This is a genomic window from Gordonia metallireducens, assembly GCF_021245825.1.
GTDB classification, from domain to species: Bacteria; Actinomycetota; Actinomycetes; order Mycobacteriales; family Mycobacteriaceae; genus Gordonia; species Gordonia namibiensis.
Genome location: NZ_JAJQJP010000052.1, coordinates 162,178 through 183,212, shown reverse-complemented (window position 1 = coordinate 183,212; position 21,035 = coordinate 162,178). Strand labels below are relative to the sequence as shown.

Below are 21,035 nucleotides of genomic sequence, written 5' to 3'. Positions count from 1 at the left end.
CCGACCCCGGGCCGCACCGGCCCCGACAGCGCACGGCGCGAAGGGCAGGTGCCGTCGCGCCCGGCGACCGGCGCGGACCCCGCCGTGTGGCAGCACCCTCCGTCCGGGCCGCACCGCCAGACCAACGATCACCTCCGCGCCGCGGGGTCGGGTCCGATGGGCCGGCCCGCGGGCGTTCCACCGTTCCCGGGTGGGACCGTGTCCTCCGGCGGTCCCAGCCGGTCGAATCCGAACCGCCTGCCCGTGGTGCTGGCCGGGGTGGCGGCCGTGCTGCTGATCCTGATCGTTCTCGTGTTCGTCGTGGCCCTCTAGTGCCGGCGCGCTGAAATCCGCCCCTGAAAAGGACCCTGGACAGCGCCATCGACGACATATCGTCGCCGGCCGTCTCCTGGAGGGTGCATCACAGGGGCGGATTGCAGGGGCGGTTTTCGGGCACCGCGCGTCTGCCCTCGAGCTCACCCCCGACGTCGCGTTCGTCCGACGCTGTGGCCCGCCGTGTCCACGTTGCGAGGCGCACATGGTGTCACAGCCGCCCCATTGGTCACGGCCCGGAGTGCCTTCCGGTGGGTGTCGGTGCGCGCGCCTAAAGTAGACCCGGACTCGGCGACCGGCGCGCACACGATCAGCACAGGATCCGTGAGCACCCGAGCGCGAACCGGCGAGCGCATGACCGGCCGCAGAGCAGCACAAGCAACCAGCGAGCACAGCAACCAGCGAGCACAGAAGAGGCACAGTGACGGACTCGTTTGTTCACCTGCACAACCACACCGAGTACTCGATGCTCGACGGTGCGGCCAAGGTGTCACCGTTGTTCGCCGAGGCCAAGCGGCTGGGCATGACCGCCATCGGCATGACCGACCACGGAAACATGTTCGGTGCCAGCGAGTTCTACAACACCGCGATCAAGAACGACATCAAGCCGATCATCGGCATCGAGGCCTACATCGCGCCCGGTTCGCGGTTCGACACCAAACGTGTCCAGTGGGGTTCGCGCGAACAGAAGAGCGACGACGTCTCGGGTTCGGGTGCCTACACCCACATGACGATGGTCGCCGAGAACGCCACCGGTCTGCGCAACCTGTTCAAGCTGTCCTCGCTCGCGTCGATCGAGGGGCAGCTGGGCAAGTGGGCGCGTATGGACGCCGACCTGATCGCCCAGTACGCCGAGGGCATCATCGCGACCACCGGCTGCCCGTCGGGTGAGGTGCAGACCCGCCTGCGCCTGGGTCACGACCGCGAGGCACTCGAGGCCGCGGCGAAGTGGCAGGAGATCTTCGGCAAGGAGAACTTCTACCTCGAGCTGATGGAGCACGGCCTCGAGATCGAGCGCCGTGTGCGCGACGGTCTCCTCGACATCGGCCGCAAGCTCGGCATCAAGCCGATCGTCACGAACGACTGCCACTACGTCACCAAGGAACACGCCGCCGCCCATGAGGCGCTGCTGTGCGTGCAGACCGGCAAGACGCTGTCCGACCCGACCCGCTTCAAGTTCGACGGCGACGGCTATTACCTGAAGTCGGCTGCGGAGATGCGCGAGCAGTGGGACTCGGTGGTCCCGGGCGCATGTGACAACACGCTCGAGATCGGTGAGCGCGTCCAGTCCTACAAGGAAGTCTTCACCCATCGCGACCGCATGCCGGTGTTCCCGGTGCCCGACGGCGAGACCCAGCAGACCTTCCTGCGCAAGGAGGTCGCGAAGGGGCTCCGCGAGCGTCGTTTCGCCGGTACCGAGGTGCCGCAGGAGTACCTCGACCGGGCCAACTACGAGCTCGACGTCATCATCCAGATGGGGTTCCCCGCCTACTTCCTCGTCGTCGGCGACCTGATCCGGCACGCCCTCGAGGTCGGCATCCGCGTCGGCCCGGGCCGTGGTTCGGCGGCCGGTTCGCTGGTCGCCTGGGCGCTCGGCATCACCAACATCGACCCGATCCCGCACGGACTGCTGTTCGAGCGATTCCTCAACCCCGAGCGCGTCTCGATGCCCGATATCGACATCGACTTCGACGACCGTCGTCGAGGCGAGATGGTCCGATACGCGACCGAGCGGTGGGGCAGCGACAAGGTCGCCCAGGTCATCACCTTCGGCACGATCAAGACGAAGGCTGCCATCAAGGACTCCGCGCGAGTCCAGTTCGGCCAGCCGGGTTTCGCGATCGCCGACCGCATCACCAAGGCGCTGCCGCCGCCCATCATGGCCAAGGACATCCCGGTCTGGGGCATCACCAACCCCGAACACGAGCGCTACGGCGAGGCCACCGAGGTTCGCACGCTCATCGAGACCGACCCGGACGTCAAGAAGATCTACGACACGGCACTCGGACTCGAGGGCCTGATCCGCAACGCCGGCGTCCACGCCTGTGCCGTGATCATGTCGTCGGAGCCGCTGACCGACGCCATCCCGGTCTGGAAGCGCGCGCAGGACGGCGCGATCATCACCGGCTGGGACTACCCGTCGTGTGAGGCCATCGGCCTGCTGAAGATGGACTTCCTGGGTCTGCGCAACCTCACCGTCATCGGTGACGCCCTGGAGAACATCAAGCTCAACCGCGGGATCGACCTGGATCTCGACTCGTTGCCGCTCGAGGACGAGAAGACCTACGAGTTGCTCGCCCGCGGCGACACGCTCGGCGTGTTCCAGCTCGACGGCGCGGCCATGCGTGAACTCCTGAAGATGATGCAGCCCACCGGGTTCGAGGACATCGTCGCCGTCCTGGCGCTGTACCGGCCCGGTCCGATGGGTGTGAACGCCCACACCGACTACGCCAAGCGCAAGAACGGTCTCCAGGAGATCCGTCCGATCCATCCGGAACTCGAGGAGCCGCTGAAGGAGATCCTCTCCGAGACCTACGGTCTGATCGTCTACCAAGAGCAGATCATGCAGATCGCGCAGAAGGTCGCCGGGTACTCGCTCGGACAAGCAGACCTGCTCCGTCGCGCGATGGGCAAGAAGAAGAAGGAGATCCTCGACGAGGCCTACGACGGCTTCGCGGAGGGCATGCGCAACAACGGCTTCTCGCAGGCGGCGATCACCGCACTGTGGGACACGGTGTTGCCGTTCGCCGGTTACGCGTTCAACAAGTCGCACGCTGCGGGCTACGGTCTCGTCTCCTTCTGGACCGCCTACCTGAAGGCGAACTATCCCGCCGAGTACATGGCAGGTCTGCTCACCTCGGTCGGCGACGACAAGGACAAGGCGGCGATCTACCTCGCCGACTGCCGCAAGCTCGGCATCACCGTCCTGCCGCCCGACGTCAACGAGTCGCAGCGAAACTTCGCGGCCGTCGGCGCCGACATCCGCTTCGGTCTCGCCGCCATCCGCAACGTCGGTTCGGGTGTCGTCGGGTCGATCATCAACGCGCGTGAGGAGAAGGGGAAGTTCACCAGCTTCTCCGACTACCTCGGCAAGATCGACGTCACCGCCTGCAACAAGAAGGTGACGGAATCGCTGATCAAGGCCGGCGCCTTCGACTCCCTCGGCCATCCGCGCAAGGGTCTGTTCCTCGTGCACGCCGAGGCCGTCGAATCGGTCATCGGCACCAAGAAGGCCGAGGCGATCGGACAGTTCGATCTCTTCGGCGACGCCGGCGGGGCCGACGACTCGATGGCCGAGGTCTTCGCCGTCAAGGTTCCCGAGGAGGAATGGGACACCAAGCACAAGCTCGCGATCGAGCGGGAGATGCTGGGTCTCTACGTCTCCGGGCATCCGCTGGCCGGCGTCGAACACGCCATCGCCGCGCACACCGACACCTCGATCACGTCGCTGCTGGAAGGCAACATCTCCGACGGTGCGCAGATCACGATCGGCGGCATCATCTCGTCGGTGACGCGCCGGGTGAACAAGAAGGGTGAGCCGTGGGCTGCGGTCACCCTCGAGGACATGGTCGGTGGTGTCGAGGTCTACTTCTTCCCGCGCGCCTACGTCGCGTACGGGATGGACATCGTGGCCGACAACATCGTGCTGATCAAGGCCCGCGTGAACCTGCGCGAGGACAGCATGATGATCTCCGCCAACGACCTCGCCGTCCCCGACCTGGAGACCGCCGGCGCGACCAAACCGGTCGCGTTGACGCTGTCCGCCCGACTCTGCACCCCGGATCGGGTCCAGGCGCTCAAGCAGGTGCTGACGCGGCATCCGGGTATGGCCGACGTGCACGTGACCCTCGTCAGCGACAAGCGGCAGACGCAGCTCAAGCTGACCGAGTCCCTGCGGGTCGCGCCGAGTTCCGCGCTGATGGGCGACCTGAAAGCACTGCTCGGTCCCAGCTGCCTCGGCTGATCCCCGCTGCCTGATCCGAGGAGCGCTGGCGGCGTCCCCCGTTTGGCTGCCTGAGGTGCGAGGAGCGCAAGCGACGAGCCTCGAAGGCCTGGTGAGACGACGCTGACAGGTGACCCATCACAAATATTTCGGGCCCCCGAACATTTCTCTTCGATCGGCGCTATACTCGACGGCACGTCCAGTCACGCTCGGCCGTCGAGGGGAGTGTTCGCAGATGACCACGATGATCGGCATCAACGCGCACCGTCCGGTTCGGCGTGCGCAGCGCACGGTCGAGGTTTTCGGCATCGACTGGCCGGCCCACAAGGCCCATGCGGTTCTCGCGGGTCTCGCCACCGCCGTCGTGACCCTGCTGATCGTCGGATCGTTGCAGGCCACTGCGTGGGTGACGGCGGTGGCGGTTCTCGCGGTGTGGTGGGGTGAGCGCTACCTGCCCGGGAACGCGGCGGTCGCACCCCGATCGAATCCGCCCGGGATCTCGTAGATCCGTCCGTCGAATCCGGCCCGGTACAGGCGTCCGGCCGAGAATCCGCGGTCGCCGCGACCGTAGGAGAGCACGCTCGACGTCGGCAGTCCGCTCGCCAGCACGCAGTAGCGTCCGGGCGAGGTGATGCGGACGATCTCTCCGGTTGCGTTGAACGGCACGACCGGCCGGTCCCGGGAATCGAGTGTCAGTCCATCGGGGGTCGACGGTGCACCCACGCCGAGCAGACTCTGCACCACCCGCGGATTCGTCGTCGAGATCCGGCTGACGCCGGGGTTCACGAAGGTGCGCGAGACGTAGAGCCAGCGGTCGTCGCGGCTCAGGACCGCGCCGTTGGCGCTCGGCAGCGCGCCCCATGCGGCGTTCACCGCGCCGCCCGGTGAGACCCGTCCGATGAGATTCCCGAAGTCGTTGGTGGCGTAGACGTTTCCGCTCGCGGCCACATCCATTCCGTTCGCCGCGGACAGTCCGGTCACCCACGGTCGGAACGCCCGGGAGTTGACGTCCAGGCGGCCGATCGACGCATGGCGAAGGGCGTCGCCGACGAAGACGCGGGGATCGGCGCCGTAACCGACCAGCAGGGTTCCGCCCGGAGTCCAGGCGAGGGCGCCCGCACCGCTGCCACCGGGCACCCGCGCGATCGGGACCGCAGGCGCACCGGGGCCGTTCAGTCGGTAGACGCGACCGGAGACGAGATCGGTGGTGTAGAGCCGTCCACCGGCGTCGACCGTGAGGCCCTCGAGTGCGGCGCCGGGGACGACGCCGACGAGTCGGGCGGGGGCGGCACCCGGACACGACGGGGCGGCCGAGGCGGGCGCCGGACCGACTGCGGTGGAGAGACCCAACGCCATGGCCGCGGATGCCGCGCCGGCAGCGATCCGGGTGAAACGCGAGGTACGCCGGGACCGGCGCGGGGACGGATGGCGAGATGTCATGACTGCTCCCTGTTCAGGTGGCGGGTCGTACGTGCCTTCTCCTCGCGCGTTCGGTGCATACGGTCCGCGTGACGAGTGACGTCGCGGACATACCCACCTGCGGGGCGGGGCAACCCCGGAGTGAGGTCGACAGTAGGGGGCGAGCGCACCGATCTCGCCGAAATCGGTGTACCCGGGCTCCTCGAACGATCCCGTGCAGTGAGAACATGGCAGTCGTGAGTACGCACCACGCCCCCGTTCACCAGCACGATCCGGCACTGAGCCTCGACGCCATCGAGGCGGCGTCGGAGCGAATCGCCGACGCGGTGGCGCGTACCCCGCTCGAGGCCTGCCCGCGACTGTCGGGGTCGGGTGCCCAGATCTACCTCAAGCGCGAGGACCTGCAGACGGTCCGCTCCTACAAGATCCGCGGCGCGTACAACGTGATGGCCCAGCTCTCGGCCGAGGAGCTGTCCCGCGGTGTGGTGGCGGCCAGCGCCGGAAACCACGCGCAGGGCGTCGCTTTCGCGTGCAAGAGCATGAAGGTGCCCGGACGGATCTACGTCCCGACCACCACCCCGAAGCAGAAGCGTGACCGGATCGCCTGGCACGGCGGCGATTACGTCGAGTTGAAGGCCATCGGGGAGACCTACGACGCCGCCGCGGCCGCCGCGCAGGCCGATGTGATGAGCACCGGCTCCGCATGGATCCACGCCTTCGACGACCCGCGGACCGCGGCCGGGCAGGGAACCATCGCGCGCGAGATCGTCGAGCAGCTGGGCCGCGTTCCCGACGTCGTCGTCGCGCCCGTCGGTGGCGGCGGCTGTCTGGCCGGGATGGCCACGTATCTGCGCGGACTCTCCGACGAGGTGACGATCATCGGCATCGAACCGACGGGGGCCGTGTCGTTGAGTGCGGCATTGGTCAACGGCGGGCCGGTCACCCTCGACGAGATCGACCCCTTCGTCGACGGCGCGGCGGTGAAGCGGATCGGCACCATCGGTCACCGGGTGATGTCCGAACTCGGCGCGAGCGTCAGCGATCACCCGATTCTGGCCGACATCTCCGCGACGCCGGCGGTGCAGATCGTCCCCGACGGTCCGGTGTCGCCGACCCCGGGAACGGCGCACATCACGCATGTCGACGAGGGCGCGATCTGCTCGGCGATGCTGGAGCTGTACCAGAACGAGGGCATCATCGCCGAACCCGCCGGAGCGCTGTCGGTGGCCGCGTTGGACAAGCTGCGGCTGCCCGACGACGCGGTCGTCGTGTGCCTGGTGTCCGGCGGCAACAACGACGTCTCCCGATACGGCGAGATCATCGAACGTTCGTTGGTGCACCGGGGTCTGAAGCACTACTTCCTGGTCGACTTCCCGCAGGAGCCCGGCGCACTGCGTCGCTTCCTCGACGAGGTGCTCGGACCGGACGACGACATCACGCTCTTCGAGTACGTCAAGCGCAACAACCGTGAGACCGGTGCCGCTCTGGTGGGCGTCGAACTCGGCAGTCCGGAAGGCCTCGGCGCCCTGATGGAGCGGATGGCGCGCTCCCGTCTGCACTGCGAGCGTCTCGAGCCGGGCTCGCCGGCCTACGAGTACCTGACCTGATCTCTGACCCATGGCTCGAAGCCGCCCATGGCGCGGTGTCGAGCTATGGAACGCGGCGCCCGACGATCACGTTGTGTCCGGGCGAGATCCCGGCGTCGGGCTGCTCCCAGGCCAGCGCGACGTCGAGTGGCCAGGGGAGTGTCACCGGCGCGTCGCCGGGGACGCACACCACCGACCAGTCGCCGCGGTGCATCGCGAACCATCCTGCAGCGTCGTCGAATTCGGCGTCGACGGAGGCGAACGCCGGATCATGCAGCGGCGTTTCGGTTTTGCGGAGCGAGATGAGTGACCGGTAGAACTCGAGCATGCGGGCGTGGTCGGGCCGGGTCGGTTCCGACCAGTCCAGCTTCGACCGCTCGAAGGTCTCCGGGTCCTGCGGGTCGGGCACATCGTCGCTGTCCCAACCGTGTTCGGCGAACTCCGACTTACGGCCCTCCGCGGTCGCCCGGCCCAGTTCCGGCTCGGGGTGGGAGGTGAAGAACTGGAACGGGGTCGATGCCGCCCACTCCTCACCCATGAACAGCATCGGGGTGAAGGGGGACAACAGGATCAGGGCGGCCTTGATCGCGAGCTGCCCGCCGTCCAGGTTCGCGCTCGGCCGGTCGCCGATCGCGCGATTGCCCACCTGATCGTGGGTGCACGTGTAGGCCAGCAACGACGACGCGGGGACGCGATCGGTCGGGATCGGGCGGCCGTGGCGCCGCCGCCGGAACGACGAGTAGGTGCCGTCGTGGAAGAAGCCGCCCGTCAGGACCTTTGCGAGACAGTCGGAACTGCCGAAGTCGGCGTAGTAGCCCTGACGTTCACCCGAGACGAGGGTGTGGACGGCGTGATGGATGTCGTCGTCCCACTGGGCGGCCAGCCCCAGACCGCCGGCCGACCGCGGCAGGAACATCCGCGGATCGTTCAGATCGCTCTCCGCGATCAGCGACAGCGGACGCCCGAGTTCGGCCGACAGGGCGTCCGTCGCGGCGGCCAGTTCCTCGAGGATGTGGACCGCACGATGGTCGGCGAGGGCGTGGACGGCGTCGAGTCGCAGTCCGTCGATGTGGAATTCGGTGAACCAACGCAGTGCGGTGCCCGCGATGAAGGCGCGGACCACGTCGGAGTCGGGCCCTGACAGGTTGACCGACGATCCCCACGATGTCGTGCCCTCGCTGAGATACGGCCCGAAGTCCGGCAGATAGTTGCCCGACGGTCCCAGGTGGTTGTAGACGACGTCGAGGACGACGCCGAGTCCCTTGGCGTGGCAGGCGTCCACGAACCGGGCGAGTGCCGCCGGACCGCCGTAGGTTTCCTGCACGGCGTACCAACCGACCCCGTCGTACCCCCAGTTGTGGGTGCCGTTGAAGGCGTTGACCGGCATCAGTTCGACGAGATCGACGCCGAGATCGACCAGGTGGTCGAGCCTTTCGACGGCGGAGTCGAGAGTGCCCGCGGGGGTGAAGGTCCCGAGGTGCAGTTCGTAGATCACCGCGCCGTGCGCTTCGCGGCCGGTCCAGTCGGCGTCGGTCCACAGCGAGTCGTCGACGGTGAACAGCGCCGACATCTCGTGGACGCCTTCGGGTTGCCGCACCGAGCGAGGGTCGGGACGCACGGGCCCGCCGTCGATCGAGAACCCGTAGCGCACATCCGCGATCGGCGCATCGATCGAGCCGGGCTCCTCGTCGAGTTGCCACCAGCCGCCCGCGCGGCGGGTCATCGGGAACGACGCGGCAGGGGAGCCCACGACGCCGGCGGCCATCGACACGGAGTCGGCCGCAGGCGCCCACACACGGACCTCGCCGAGGGACCGCGGCGACACGAACGGCGCGACCGAGGATCGGAGCGGCAGGATTCCGCTCCATTGGTCGACCGTCCAAGTTAAAGTGCTCTGGTCATCAGCAGTAGTGCGGTCGCTCACACCTGCACGGTATGTCGAACCGGGCAGGGCCGCGACCGGCGCTACTGTGAGCCCACACACAACGGAGATCGGGAGCGGGGTATATTACGGCGACGCTCATGCCCAAGGGGGGCACCTCGAGCAGATCAGCCGAGCGGTGCGCGAGCTGGAGACAGCACGAACGCACGGCGACCTGACGGCCGGTGAACGGGTAAGCCGAGACGCAAGGGTAGGGATTGAGCACAGACGCAGTCACCTCGGATGACGAGGAGGTCGGTCGGAAGAGACCGGGTGCGGTTCGGTCGTGGTTCGACAAACATGTCGTCGCGTCCTTCGACACCTTCGGACGCCAGTTGGGCATGTTCGTCGAGGTGTTCCGCACACTCTTCGCCGACCTGTTCAAGCGGCGTTTCCCGTTCGGGGAATTCATCCGCCAGTGCGCCTTCATGGCGAGCACCTCGGTGTTCCCGACCCTGCTCGTCGCCATCCCGATCGGCGTCATCGTGTCGATTCAGGTGTCCAACATCGCCGGCCAGGTGGGCGCGACCTCGTTCTCCGGCGCGGCCACCGGCCTCGGCGTGATCCGCCAGGGCGCACCCCTGGTCACCTCGCTGCTCCTCGCGGGCGCGGTCGGTTCGGCCATCGCGGCCGACCTCGGTTCCCGCACGATCCGCGACGAGATCGATGCCATGAAGGTGATGGGCGTCAACCCCATCGAGCGCCTGATCTCGCCGCGCCTCCTCGCCACGATGGTGGTCAGCTTCCTGCTGTGCGGCTTCGTCTGCTTCGTCGGCTTCATCACCGGTTATGTCTTCAACGTGTACTTCCAGGGCGGTACGCCAGGTAGTTACACGGGCACCTTTGCGTCCTTTGCGACAACCGCGGACCTGATGTTCGCGTTGGCCAAAGCGGTGATATTCGGCGCGATCGTGGCGATCGTCGCCTGCGATCGCGGCCTCTCGACGAAGGGCGGTCCCGCCGGCGTCGCCAACTCGGTGAACGCCGCGGTGGTCAACTCCGTCCTGCTCCTGTTCACCGTGAACGTGATCCTCACGCAGTTGTTCGCGATCCTCTTCCCGGCGAAGGTGGTGTGAGATGACCGCGTCACGGTATGTGCCACCCGCGCTGAAACCCCTGGAGGCCGCCAAGGCCGTCTACCGCGGTCCGCGCGACGCCCTCGCGGCGATGGGGCATCTCATCACCTTCCTCGTCCGCTCGATCGGCGCGGTCCCGCTGGCCTTCCGGCACTACAGCAAGGAAGTCTGGCGTCTGCTCGCCGACGTCGCGTGGGGCAACGGCGCGATCGTCGTGGGCGGCGGCACGGTCGGCGTCATGGTGATCCTCGGGGTCATGGGTGGCGCGACCGTCGGCATCGAGGGTTACACCGCGCTGAACCTGCTCGGCATGTCACCGGTGACCGGTGGCCTGTCGGCGTTCGCGACGACGCGCGAGATCGCGCCGCTGCTCGCGGCGACGGCGTTCACCGCACAGTCGGGTTGCCGCTTCACGGCGCAGCTCGGTTCGATGCGGATCGCTGAGGAGATCGATGCGCTCGAGGCGATCGCCATCCGTCCGCTGCCGTACCTGGTCACCACTCGCATGCTGGCCGCGGTCATCGCGATCGTCCCGCTGTACTCGGTGTCGCTGGCCGCCAACTACCTTGCCTGCCAGTTCATGTTCATGCTGCAGAGCGGCCAGGGCGAGGGCACCTACCTGTACTACTTCAACCAGTTCATCGTGTCCTGGGACATGGTGTTCTCGTTCATCAAGGTGATCGTCTTCGTGCTGCTGACGACGTTCATCCAGTGCTACTACGGATACTTCGCCGCTGGGGGGCCCGAAGGTGTGGGCATTGCTGCCGGACATGCCATCCGACTCGCGATCATCGTCATCGTGTTCGCGAACCTGGTCATGACACTCGTCTTCTGGGGCACCTCGCCCGGAATCAAGATCTCGGGATGAGGGGGAGCCGGTGAACATCGCGACCGACGGGCGCAATCCCTCACTCCTGCAGTACGTGCTGCGCGGCGTCGCCTTCCTGCTGGTCCTGCTGGTGATTTTCGTCCTGCTGTTCATGCGGTACCAGGGCACCTTCAGCAAGACGGTGGGCGTGACCGCCGACCTCGTCGACGTCGGTGACGGACTGACCTCCGGCGCCGACGTCCGGTACAACGGGCTCATCGTCGGCGCGGTGAAGTCGATCTCGGTTGCCGACTCCGGCGACCAGGTGGACGCCGCGAAGGTCGTCAAGAAGGTCGAGATCGACATCGTGCCCGCGCAGGCCGAGGGCATCCCGGCATCGGTGACCGCGCGGACCGTGCCGTCGAACCTGTTCGGCGTCAACTCCGTCGAACTGGTCCGGCCCGCCGACCCGGGAACCGAACGACTCTCGACCGGTGACTCCATCCCCGCTGACAAGTCGCTCGAGACGATCAAACTGCAGGATGCGCAGAACGAGTTGAGCGCCATCCTCGACGCGGTGCCGCCGGAGGAGCTCGCCCAGGTGCTCGGCGTCGTCGCCGACGCCCTCAAGGGTGGCGGTTCGGTGTTCGGGTCGTTCGTCGGCGTGCTGCGCAACTACTTCGACTCGATCAACGCCCAGTTCCCGCCGGGGGCGCCTCCGGGCTTCGACAACTTCGACGCCGCGATCAGCGGTCTCGCCGAGTCCTCGCCGGAACTGCTCGACGCCCTGGGGCGCAGCGTGATCCCGGCGGTGACCATCGCCGAGAAGCAACGCGATCTCACGGCCCTGCTGTCCGGCAGCCAGGGGCTGCTCGACCAGACCCAGTTGATGTTCGCCCGCAACGGAAACGGCGGTCAGCGACTCGTCACCGACCTGAACCGCATGCTCGGGGCCACGGTTCTCGAACCGAACTCGCTGCCGCAGGCGGTCGTCGCGCTCAACAACCTGGCAGCTCGTGTCCTCACGGTCTTCACCGGCACCAACGGTCGCGTCCAGCTCAACATCGGCGTCAGCTTCGGTGCGTTCGTCCGCTACACCCGGCAGAACTGCCCGGTGTACAACGGCGGTCCGTACGGCACGCTGCGCGGACCGGGCTGTGTCGGGCCGGGAACCGGAACCGGACCGACGATGTCCGGTCCGTTGCAGATCTATCCGTCCGACGGCATGCGCAAGAACCGTCCGGTGGGCATGGTGACCACCCACTCCGACAACAAGACCCTCGGCGCGGTGCTGCGTCGGGAGCCGTCGGCCGCCGACACGATCATGCTCGGACCGCTGGTCCAGTCCATCGATGCACGTGATGCTGCCACCGACCAGGGAGGGGGACGATGAGCGCGGCCTCGGGTTCGATCCGCAAACCGTTGATCGGCTTCACGATCTTCGGTCTCGTCGCGTTGCTCGTGACGTACGTGATCTTCTCGACTCTCGAACGTTCGGTGTCGGGATCGACGAACAACTACACGACGTTCTTCACCGACGCCTCGGGCCTCGCCACCGGCGACGACGTCCGCATGGCCGGTGTCCGCGTCGGCCGCGTCCAGAAGATCGAACTCGACAACGGGCGTGCCCGAGTCGAATTCGAGGTGCAGAACGACCAGCAGGTGTACACCAACACCCGGGCGGCGATCCGCTATCAGAACCTCATCGGGCAGCGATACCTCAACCTGACCCTCGTCGACGGCCGCGACAGCAAGCCGCTGTCGCCCGGGTCGACGCTCGAACTGCCGTCCGAGGACTCCTTCGACGTCACCAAGCTGCTCGCCGGTTTCCAGCCGGTGTTCGAAACCCTCGATGCCGAGCAGGTCAACGCACTGTCGCAGGGTCTTCTCGAAGCATTCCAGGGCAATTCGGTCTCGCTGAGCTACACGGTCGCCGAGGTGGGCCGCCTCGCCGAGGACACCGCCAACCGCGACATCGTGATCGGTGCGATCATCAACAACCTGAGCACCGTCATGCGTGACCTCTCACGTCAGGGCGGTCAGCTCGGCACCGTCATCGAGTCGATGTCGAAACTGATCGCGAACCTCAACTCCAACTCGGCGGCGTTCGGCAGCGCGGTCTCCGACATCGGACGCACCGCAAGCGGTTTCGCCGACGTCCTGACCCGCAGCCGGGACAGTCTCGCCGCCGCCGCGACCGACGGGCGCATCGCCACCAACACGCTCATCCAGAACGGCTCCAAGCTCGACCGGATGGCCGTCGACGCGCCGATCTTCCTCGGTCACTTCCCGCTCGTACTCGGAGAGGGTGCGTACCTGAACATCTATGCCTGCGACCTCGACGTCGCGATCGGTGATGTCCTGCTGCCGCCGGGGATCTTCAACAAGATCGGTGGCACGAATCATTCGGTGGTGTGCCGATGAACTGGTTCCGCAAGAACTTCCGCAGCAACACCCGGATCTGGTACGGCGTGATCGGCGCGGTCGTCATCGTCGCCCTCCTGTTGGGCGTGACGGCATTGGCCGGAGCACATCTCGGGAAGCAGACGCTGACCGCGGATTTCGCCCAGGCCGGCGGGATCCGTCCGGGGGACAAGGTTCGGGTGGCCGGCGTCGACGTCGGTGAGGTCACCGGTACCGAGCTCGCCGGTCAGCATGTCGCGCTCACCATGAAGGTCGACAACGACGTCAAGGTGACGAAGAACGGCATGGCCGAGATCAAGATGTCGACGCTGCTCGGTCAGCGCTACGTCGATGTGTCGCTGGGGGATTCGCCCGAAGCGGCGCCCGACGGCCACATCGAGCGGACCGCGGTGCCCTACGACCTGAACCGCACCATCGAAGAAGGTGCGCCGATCCTGACCGGCATCGACGACCAGACCCTCTCGCAGAGCATCAGCACGCTCAACCGTCAGCTCGCCGGTGTCCCCGCGATCACCGAGCCGACGTTCGAGGCGCTGACACAGATGTCGGAGGTCATCACCAACCGCAAGGACCAGATCAACCAGCTGATCGCCGACACCAAGACGATCACCAACATCGTCAACGACAACCAGGCGCAGCTCGCGGTGATCGTCGGCCAGGGCCGCGACCTGACCCAGAAGATCGTCGCCCGTGAAGAACTGGTGACACGCCTGCTCGACGGCATCGCCGAACTGACCGAACAGGCCAGCGCGGTGGCGGGGGAGAACGCCAACCAGTTCGCGCCGATCATGGCCAACCTCAACACGATCACGCAGGGCCTCGAGAAGAACCGCAACAACCTGCGCAAGCTGCTGGAGATCCTGCCCGTGACGGCTCGAATGACCAACAACATCATCGGCGACGGTCCGTACGCGAACGGCTACCTGCCCTGGGGCATCTTCCCGGACAACTGGCTGTGCCTGGCCCGGGTGGTGGACGGATGCTGAACCCGCAGAAGCTGCGTCGCTCGACGCTCCTCGTGTGCATCTCGCTGCTCGGCGTCCTGGGCCTGTCCGGATGTTCGATGATCCCGGGCAGCTGGAAGGCCGCCTTCGGGCAGGCGATCGAGGTCACCGCGTACTTCGACAACGTCGCCGGCCTGTACGTCAGCAACGACGTCGCGGTGCTCGGCATGCCGGTCGGCCAGGTGACATCCGTGGAGCCGCAGGGTGATCGGGTCAAGGTCACCATGACCATCGACAACGACGTGCCGGTGCCCGCCGACGCGACGGCTGCCATCGTCAACACCTCCATCGTGACCACGCGTCACGTCGAGCTCACCCCCGCCTACGAGGGCGGACCCAAGCTCGAGGACGGTTCGGTGCTGAAGCAGACCAAGGCCCCGGTCTCGGTCGGCGAACTGTTCGACGCGATCGACGGTCTCGTCGTGGGCCTGAAGGGGGAGGGCCCGGGCCCGGGACCCCTCGCGGACATGATCGACATCACCTCGGGCATCGCCACGGGCAACGGCGAGGAGATCCGCGCCGCCCTCGACCAGCTGGGCCAGGCGTCGAACGTGATCTCGGGCAACAGCGATGCACTCGTCGACATCATCGAGACCATCGAGGCCCTGAGCACCACGCTGGTGAAGAACTACCCGAAGATGACGGCGTTTTCGAAGTCGGTCAACGAGGTGTCCGAGCTGCTCGGCGCGCAGTCGCCCGGTCTCGTGGCGACCATGCGCAACCTGAACCAGACGCTGCAGAACACCACCGCGTTCCTGCAGAACAACACCAACACGATCTCGGTCTCCTTCGACCGGCTCGCCGCACTGACCGCGAATCTGAGCGACTACTCGCGGCAGGTGGTCGAGACCATCGACGTCGGTCCGCTGCTCTTCCAGAACCTGAGCAACTCGATCTCCGCCGAGCAGGGCGCCTGGCGCGCACAGGTTCTGCTCGACAAGTCGCTCGTCGACAACGAACTGCTCGCCAAGTTCTGCGAGGCGATCAACCTGCAGAAGGACGGCTGCCGCACGGGCAAGCTGAAGGACTTCGGCCCGGACATGGGCATCTACTCCGCGATGCTGGAGCTGACGAAATGAGAGCGGTGACAAGCGCTTCCCTGCGCGGCACGGTCGCCGGACCGGCACGACGCCGCTCCCGCGCGCGACGTGGCGCGGTGACCGCGTTGCTGCTCAGCGCCCTGATGGGACTCACCGGCTGTGGCGTGCTGCCCGGTCTGACCGTCGAGCAGATCCCACTGCCTGCTCCCGGCGGCATCGGCGACTCCATCCGGCTGACGGCGAACTTCGACAACGCCCTGAACCTGCCGACCCGCGCCAAGGTGAAGCTCAACGGCACGGACGTCGGGCAGGTCGACACCATCGTCGCCAAGGACTACTCCGCCATCGTCACGATGGACGTCAGCAAGAAGACCAAGCTGCCGGTGGGCACGGGAGCCGAACTCCGCCAGGCGACCCCGCTCGGCGACGTGTTCGTGGCGCTGCTGCCGCCGCCGAACGCGCCGAAGGGATTCATGACCGACGGCGACACCCTGACCGGACCCACCTCCGCGGCGGCGACGGTCGAGGACCTGCTCATCGGCATGAGCGGTGTGGTCGACAGCGGTTCGCTGAACTCGCTCACCGTCATCCTCACCGAACTGAGCTCGGCGGTGGCGACCAATCCGTCGGACCTCAACGGCGCCATCCGCGGTCTGACCACCGGCATCCGCAAGCTCAACCAGAGCTCGGCACAGGTCGACCGGTCGCTGGCGAACACCCGCATCCTGACCGGCCAGTTGTCCGACGGACGGGCCCAGATCATGGCGTCGATCAACAAACTCGGCCCGGCGCTCGAGTCGCTGAACGGCCAGATCGGCTCGATCCTGACCACTCTGGACAAGACCCAGCAGGTGACCGCGGCGACCAACGACTTCCTCCGCACCGACCAGGACAACCTGGTCGAGATGCTCGGTCATCTGTCGACCGTTCTCGCCGGTCTGCGGCAGGCTGCGGGTCCGCTCGGTTCGCTGGCCGACAACCTGCACACACTGACCCCGAAGTGGATCAAGTCCACGCCGGGTAGTGCGGCCGCCCTGTCGGCGAAGGTGTACTGGCTCAACCCGGGCGTCGGATTCGACGCGGCGAGCAGGCTTCCCGAGCTCGAAGACGTCGATTCGGGTTCGGCTGCGCTCCAGCAGACCGTCGCCCGACTGCTGGCCCGACTCACCGGAACCAAGGGGTGCTGCGGATGAGCGGCGTATTCGGTTTCCTCCGCAAGCACTCGGTGCTCGTCGGCAACATCGGGCTCGTGCTCGTGATGGTCCTCGGCCTCGGCTACCTGTCGCTCGGCACGTTGCGCTGGGAACCGTTCGCGGGCAAGTACGGACTGACCATCGAGTTCCCGATCTCCGGCGGCCTGCAGGAGACCTCCGGGGTCACGCTGCGGGGGGCGCGGATCGGCGAGGTCGACACCATCCGGGTCGAACCCGAGTCGGTGACGGTGAAGGTGAAGGTCGACGACCGCTACAAGATCAACCGCGACACCACCGTTGCGGCGCTGGGACTGTCGGCGGCCGGCGAGCAGTACGTCGACTTCCAGCCGACCACCTCGGAGGGGCCGTATCTGAAGGACGGCGATGTGATCAAGGCCGGCCAGACCAAGGTCACCGTGCCGTTCTCCGATCTTCTCGAGTCCGCGCTGGAACTCATCCAGCAGATCGACCCGGCTCAACTCCGCTCGGCCGTGGACAATTTGAAGATCGCGCTCTACTCCGAGGACGGCACCAACGATCTCGAGGTCCTGTTCGACTCGGGCGGAACGATCTTCGCCCGGCTCTACACCGCGTTGCCCGAGACGACGAAGCTGATCCAGAACGCGGGCACCATCTTCAAGACGACCGCCGACATCCAGCCCGACTTCGGGACCACCGTGTCGGGGCTGAGCGACCTCATCAACGCCGCCGCAGCCTCCGACAAGGAGCTGCGCACGCTGCTCGATCGCGGTCCGTCGCAGATGACCAGCCTCGCCGGTTCGATCAATCAGCTGACCGATCCGGTGACCGATGTGATGAAGCAGTTCCTCGACATCGCCGAGCAGGGTGCGCTGCGTGCACCGGCCCTCGCGACGCTGATGCCGTCGATCCGGGACGCGAGCATCAAGAGCCTCACCATGTTCCACGACGGCGCCTGGTGGGCGTTCGGTTCGGTGTACCCGCGACCGAGTTGCAACTACCCGGTCACCCCGCGTCGGCCCACCCAAGTCCTCGAGCTGACCATCCCGACCAATCTGTACTGTGTGACCGAGGATCCGAACCAGCAGATCCGTGGCTCGGCCAACGCACCACGACCGCCGGGCGACGACACCGCAGGGCCGCCACCGGGTTACGACCCGAACGCCCGCACGGTGCCGCTCGACAAATGACGACCAGACAAGTTGCGTGACCTGTAGATGACAGACCCTGAGAAGCCAGATCTCGAGAAGAAGACCGATCTCGAGCCGACCGTGACCGACGACGAGACCAGCACCGAGAAGGCGGCCACCGGTGCCGCCGTGACCCCGCGCGGGAAGTCTGCGCGCCGCACCGGTTCCGGTGCCGTGGCGAACGAACCCGCTCCCGAACCGCAACCCGCGGCGGGGAAGAAGGAGTTCTCGCTGACGGTCACCGCGAGCGGGATCAAGCGGGCACTCGGCGCCCTCGTGATCGTCGCCCTGATCGCGGCCGTCGGATTCCTCGGCTGGCGGACCTACACCCTGCAGCGGGAGGACGCGGCCTTCGCCGACGCGAAGACCGCCTCGGCGGACTTCGTCACCAAGCTCGTGACAACCCTCAACGCCGACAACGCGGGCAACTCCAAGGAACTGCTCGGTCCGCTGTCGACCGGGGAGCTACGCAAGCGTCTCGAGCAGGAGCGCGCGGACACCGAGCAGAACGTCGAGGCCCTCAAGATCGAGGTGTCGTCGAAGATCAGCGTCGTCGCGGTGGAGACCGTCGACAAGGACTCCGCGAAGACGGTCGTGATGGCCGAGGTGACCGGCCGAAGCGTCAAACTGCCCACCGGCGGAACCAGTCTCATGGTGTTCCGGCTCGATCTGGACAAGGAAGACGGCAAGTGGCTGGTCTCCAAGGTCGACGGCCCGCCCGGTAGCCCCAGTGGTCAGATCGATCCGTCGCAGTCGTTGCCCGGTGCCGGTGGCGCACCCGCGCCGCAGCCGAGTCCGGCACCGGCGCCGGCAGGTTAGCCATCCTCAGTCGCGGACGAGGATCGCGACCGGGTGGTCGGCGCGCACGGCGTTCAGGTCGACCGTCGCGTCGTGGACTGTTCCGGTCCGGACATCGCGCCAACGAGCGCCGCGCGGCAGCTCGATGACGGTCTCGGCCGCCGATTCGGGCTTGAGGCTGTGGGTGAACCGTGCGGTGACCACGACGACCTCGGGTGCGTCCTCGGCCCCGCGGCTGAAGGCGATCGCGTGATCGGAGGCCGGACCGTCGACCGGCAGGCGGTCGTACGTACTCGCCGGACCGAAAGCCTCGGGATGCCCGGCGCGGACTCCGAGTGCGGTCCGCACGAGCTCGGCCTTCGGATGTTCCAGGGACCGACCGAAATCCACCGGCCGCCGGTTGTCCGGGTCGACGAGCGAGTCCTCCCACCATTCGGTGCCCTGATAGATGTCCGGGACGCCGGGTCCGAGAAGAGCGATGGCCTTGCGCGCGAGCGCTTCCTGCTCGAAGGCCGGGGTGGTCCGGTCGATCAGCTCGCGAACTGCGGTTGCGATCGGTTCGGTGGTGACCTGGTCTATCCACCGCTCGATGGCGTCTTCGAACTTCTCGTCGACCTCGGTCCACGTGGTCCTGAGTCCGGCCTCGCGGCAGGCCTTGCGTGCGTACTCGACGATGCGCGCACGCAGTTCGTCGGTGACCTCACCGTCGAGCGGCCACACGCCGAAGATGTTCTGCAGCAGGAAATAGCACGCCAGGTTGTCCGGGATGTCGGTCCCCAGCCAGACGCGTTCGATCAGGAGCGACCAGCGTTCGGGGACCTGGGAGAGGACGGCGATCCGGGCGCGGACGTCCTCGCCCCGCTTGGTGTCGTGCGTCGACGTCGCGGTCATCGCCAGCGGCCAGTGGCGGGCACGTTCGGCGTTGTGGTCGTGGAACTCGTTGAGCGACACCGCCGGGTTCGCCGGATCGCCGCCCACCTCCTGCGCCGACACCAGGCGGGCCGTGCGGTAGAACAGGCTGTCCTCGACGCTCTTCGCGGTCACCGCACCACAGGTCTGCGCCAGCCGTGAGGCCGCGGCACCGGGACTCCGGGTGGCGCGCATGATGGCATCGAGTGCTCGTGTCAGCGAGGGGTTCTCGGCGGCGATCCGCACGGCGGTCGTCTCCAGGCGCGACCGCAGGGACGGATAGTCGGCTCGGTAGACACCGAGCGCGGCGATGAGCTCGGCGCATGCATCGGCGATGGCATCGGAATCGGCCGCCGGGTCGGAATGGGTGATCGTCCGCACGAGTCGTCGGAGTTCGGTGGGGAAGGACTCGCGCAGCGTCGTCAGTTTGCGCTGATGTTCCACCGATGCGAACCACGTTGCGTCGCCGGTTTCCCCGGTGATGTGCTCGTTGAGCTCGGTAAGCTGGACGACGCCCGACGGTGCCACGAACAAACCGTCGATGATCCGCAGCTGGTCGTAGCCGGTGGTGCCCTCGACCGGCAGCGTCGGTTCGAGAGGCTCATCCGGGGCGAGGATCTTCTCGATGTAGATCAACCGGTCGTCGCCGACGTCGGTGCGCAGTGTGCGGAGGTACTGCTGGGGGTCCCAGAGTCCGTCCGGATGATCGACGCGCACACCGTCGATGAGGTCCTCGGCGATGAGCTCTCGCAGCCAACCGTGTGTGGCCTCGTAGACCGCGGGGTCCTCCTGCCGGAGGCCGGCGAGCTCGTTGACGGTGAAGAACCGGCGGTATCCGATGAGGCCGCTGTTCCACGGCACGAGCTTGTAGTGCTGGCGCGCATGGACTTCCGCGGGGCTCCCGTCACCGGTCCCGGGGGCGACGGGGAAGGCGTGATCGTAGTACCGCAGGTTGCCCTGCTCGTCGATCTTGAGTGGACTCAGGTCGCCGTCGGCGGCGACGACCGGTAATGCGATCTTGCCGTCGGCACCGTTGTCCGCGCTGAGATCGACGTCGAAGTACGACGCGTAGGGTGACCGGGCGCCGTGACGCAGCAGGTCCGCGAACCACGGGTTGGCGAGCGCATCCGCCACCCCGGTGTGGTTGGGAACGATGTCGACGATGATGCCGAGCCCGCGATCGGTTGCCGCCCGGCGTAGTTCACGCAGACCGTCGATGCCCCGGAGGACTTCGGAGACGGCGGGCGGCGGGAGCCAGTCGTAACCGTGGGTGGACCCGGCCGCGGCCGTGCCGATGGGGGACAGGTAGACGTGACTGACCCCGAGGTCGGCGAGGTGATCCAGTGTCGCGGTGACGTCGGTGAACCCGAAGTCGCCGTTGAGCTGGAAGCGGTAGGTGGCCCGCGGCGTCGGACGTGTGTTCATCGTGTCTG

15 protein-coding genes and 1 pseudogene are annotated in these 21,035 nt (G+C 67.1%); 13 read left to right on the top strand and 3 right to left on the bottom strand.

From position 1 onward, the window contains the following. From LQD00_RS20480 to LQD00_RS20470, 3 genes and pseudogenes are all read left to right on the top strand, one after another. Positions 1 to 312: pseudogene (locus LQD00_RS20480) on the top strand (serine/threonine protein kinase); the annotation flags it as partial. A 421-nt stretch (positions 313 to 733) separates the two neighbouring features. Then, positions 734 to 4,276, top strand: a complete 3,543-nt coding sequence (gene dnaE / locus LQD00_RS20475; protein WP_232719157.1) for a DNA polymerase III subunit alpha — start codon at positions 734 to 736, stop codon at positions 4,274 to 4,276. Between the two features lie 214 nt (positions 4,277 to 4,490). After that, the gene (locus LQD00_RS20470; protein WP_154883628.1) at positions 4,491 to 4,760 is read left to right on the top strand and encodes a hypothetical protein; all 270 of its coding nucleotides are present in this window, start codon (positions 4,491 to 4,493) and stop codon (positions 4,758 to 4,760) included. On the opposite strand, the gene LQD00_RS20465 is transcribed toward LQD00_RS20470, so the two are convergent. After that, positions 4,703 to 5,611 carry an SMP-30/gluconolactonase/LRE family protein gene (locus tag LQD00_RS20465; protein WP_232719169.1) on the bottom strand — a complete coding sequence of 303 codons (909 nt, stop codon included), beginning with the start codon at positions 5,609 to 5,611 and terminating at the stop codon, positions 4,703 to 4,705. The two genes, LQD00_RS20470 and LQD00_RS20465, sit on opposite strands and share 58 nt — an antisense overlap. Before the next feature lie 290 nt (positions 5,612 to 5,901). Between LQD00_RS20465 and ilvA the strand changes: the two genes are divergently transcribed. Further along, the gene (gene ilvA, locus LQD00_RS20460; RefSeq protein ID WP_232719156.1) at positions 5,902 to 7,281 is read left to right on the top strand and encodes a threonine ammonia-lyase IlvA; all 1,380 of its coding nucleotides are present in this window, start codon (positions 5,902 to 5,904) and stop codon (positions 7,279 to 7,281) included. Between the two features lie 43 nt (positions 7,282 to 7,324). Here the strand turns inward: ilvA and treZ are convergent, their stop codons facing one another. Then, positions 7,325 to 9,025, bottom strand: a complete 1,701-nt coding sequence (treZ, locus tag LQD00_RS20455; protein WP_232719168.1) for a malto-oligosyltrehalose trehalohydrolase — start codon at positions 9,023 to 9,025, stop codon at positions 7,325 to 7,327. Positions 9,026 to 9,399: 374 nt separating this feature from the next. Between treZ and LQD00_RS20450 the strand changes: the two genes are divergently transcribed. From LQD00_RS20450 to LQD00_RS20410, 9 genes are read left to right on the top strand one after another with little or no spacing between them, the layout of a single operon-like run. After that, entirely contained in the window at positions 9,400 to 10,257 is an 858-nt protein-coding gene (locus LQD00_RS20450) for an MlaE family ABC transporter permease (RefSeq protein WP_006868314.1), read from the top strand. Between the two features lies 1 nt (position 10,258). Beyond that, a complete protein-coding gene (locus LQD00_RS20445; RefSeq protein ID WP_005198851.1) occupies positions 10,259 to 11,125 on the top strand; it encodes an MlaE family ABC transporter permease in 867 nt (288 codons plus the stop codon). A gap of 10 nt (positions 11,126 to 11,135) precedes the next feature. Next, entirely contained in the window at positions 11,136 to 12,458 is a 1,323-nt protein-coding gene (locus tag LQD00_RS20440; protein ID WP_232719155.1) for an MlaD family protein, read from the top strand. Continuing rightward, positions 12,455 to 13,489, top strand: coding sequence for an MCE family protein (locus tag LQD00_RS20435; RefSeq protein WP_232719154.1), 1,035 nt, complete (start codon positions 12,455 to 12,457; stop codon positions 13,487 to 13,489). The genes LQD00_RS20440 and LQD00_RS20435 overlap by 4 nt, the downstream gene beginning before the upstream one ends. Then, on the top strand, positions 13,486 to 14,475 hold the full coding sequence (locus tag LQD00_RS20430) for an MCE family protein (protein WP_232719153.1): 990 nt from the start codon (positions 13,486 to 13,488) through the stop codon (positions 14,473 to 14,475). Before LQD00_RS20435 ends, LQD00_RS20430 begins: the two co-directional genes overlap by 4 nt. Next, positions 14,469 to 15,572: an MCE family protein gene (locus LQD00_RS20425; RefSeq protein ID WP_232719152.1), complete on the top strand. Its 1,104-nt coding sequence runs from the start codon at positions 14,469 to 14,471 to the stop codon at positions 15,570 to 15,572. Before LQD00_RS20430 ends, LQD00_RS20425 begins: the two co-directional genes overlap by 7 nt. Then, positions 15,569 to 16,726, top strand: a complete 1,158-nt coding sequence (locus LQD00_RS20420; protein ID WP_269785235.1) for an MlaD family protein — start codon at positions 15,569 to 15,571, stop codon at positions 16,724 to 16,726. The genes LQD00_RS20425 and LQD00_RS20420 overlap by 4 nt, the downstream gene beginning before the upstream one ends. Then, positions 16,723 to 17,895 (top strand): MlaD family protein, encoded by a 1,173-nt coding sequence (locus LQD00_RS20415; protein WP_232719150.1) that lies wholly within the window; start codon positions 16,723 to 16,725, stop codon positions 17,893 to 17,895. Before LQD00_RS20420 ends, LQD00_RS20415 begins: the two co-directional genes overlap by 4 nt. A gap of 27 nt (positions 17,896 to 17,922) precedes the next feature. Beyond that, a complete protein-coding gene (locus LQD00_RS20410; RefSeq protein WP_232719149.1) occupies positions 17,923 to 18,714 on the top strand; it encodes a hypothetical protein in 792 nt (263 codons plus the stop codon). Between the two features lie 6 nt (positions 18,715 to 18,720). On the opposite strand, the gene treY is transcribed toward LQD00_RS20410, so the two are convergent. After that, positions 18,721 to 21,027 (bottom strand): malto-oligosyltrehalose synthase, encoded by a 2,307-nt coding sequence (treY, locus tag LQD00_RS20405; RefSeq protein WP_232719148.1) that lies wholly within the window; start codon positions 21,025 to 21,027, stop codon positions 18,721 to 18,723. Positions 21,028 to 21,035: the final 8 nt, after the last annotated feature.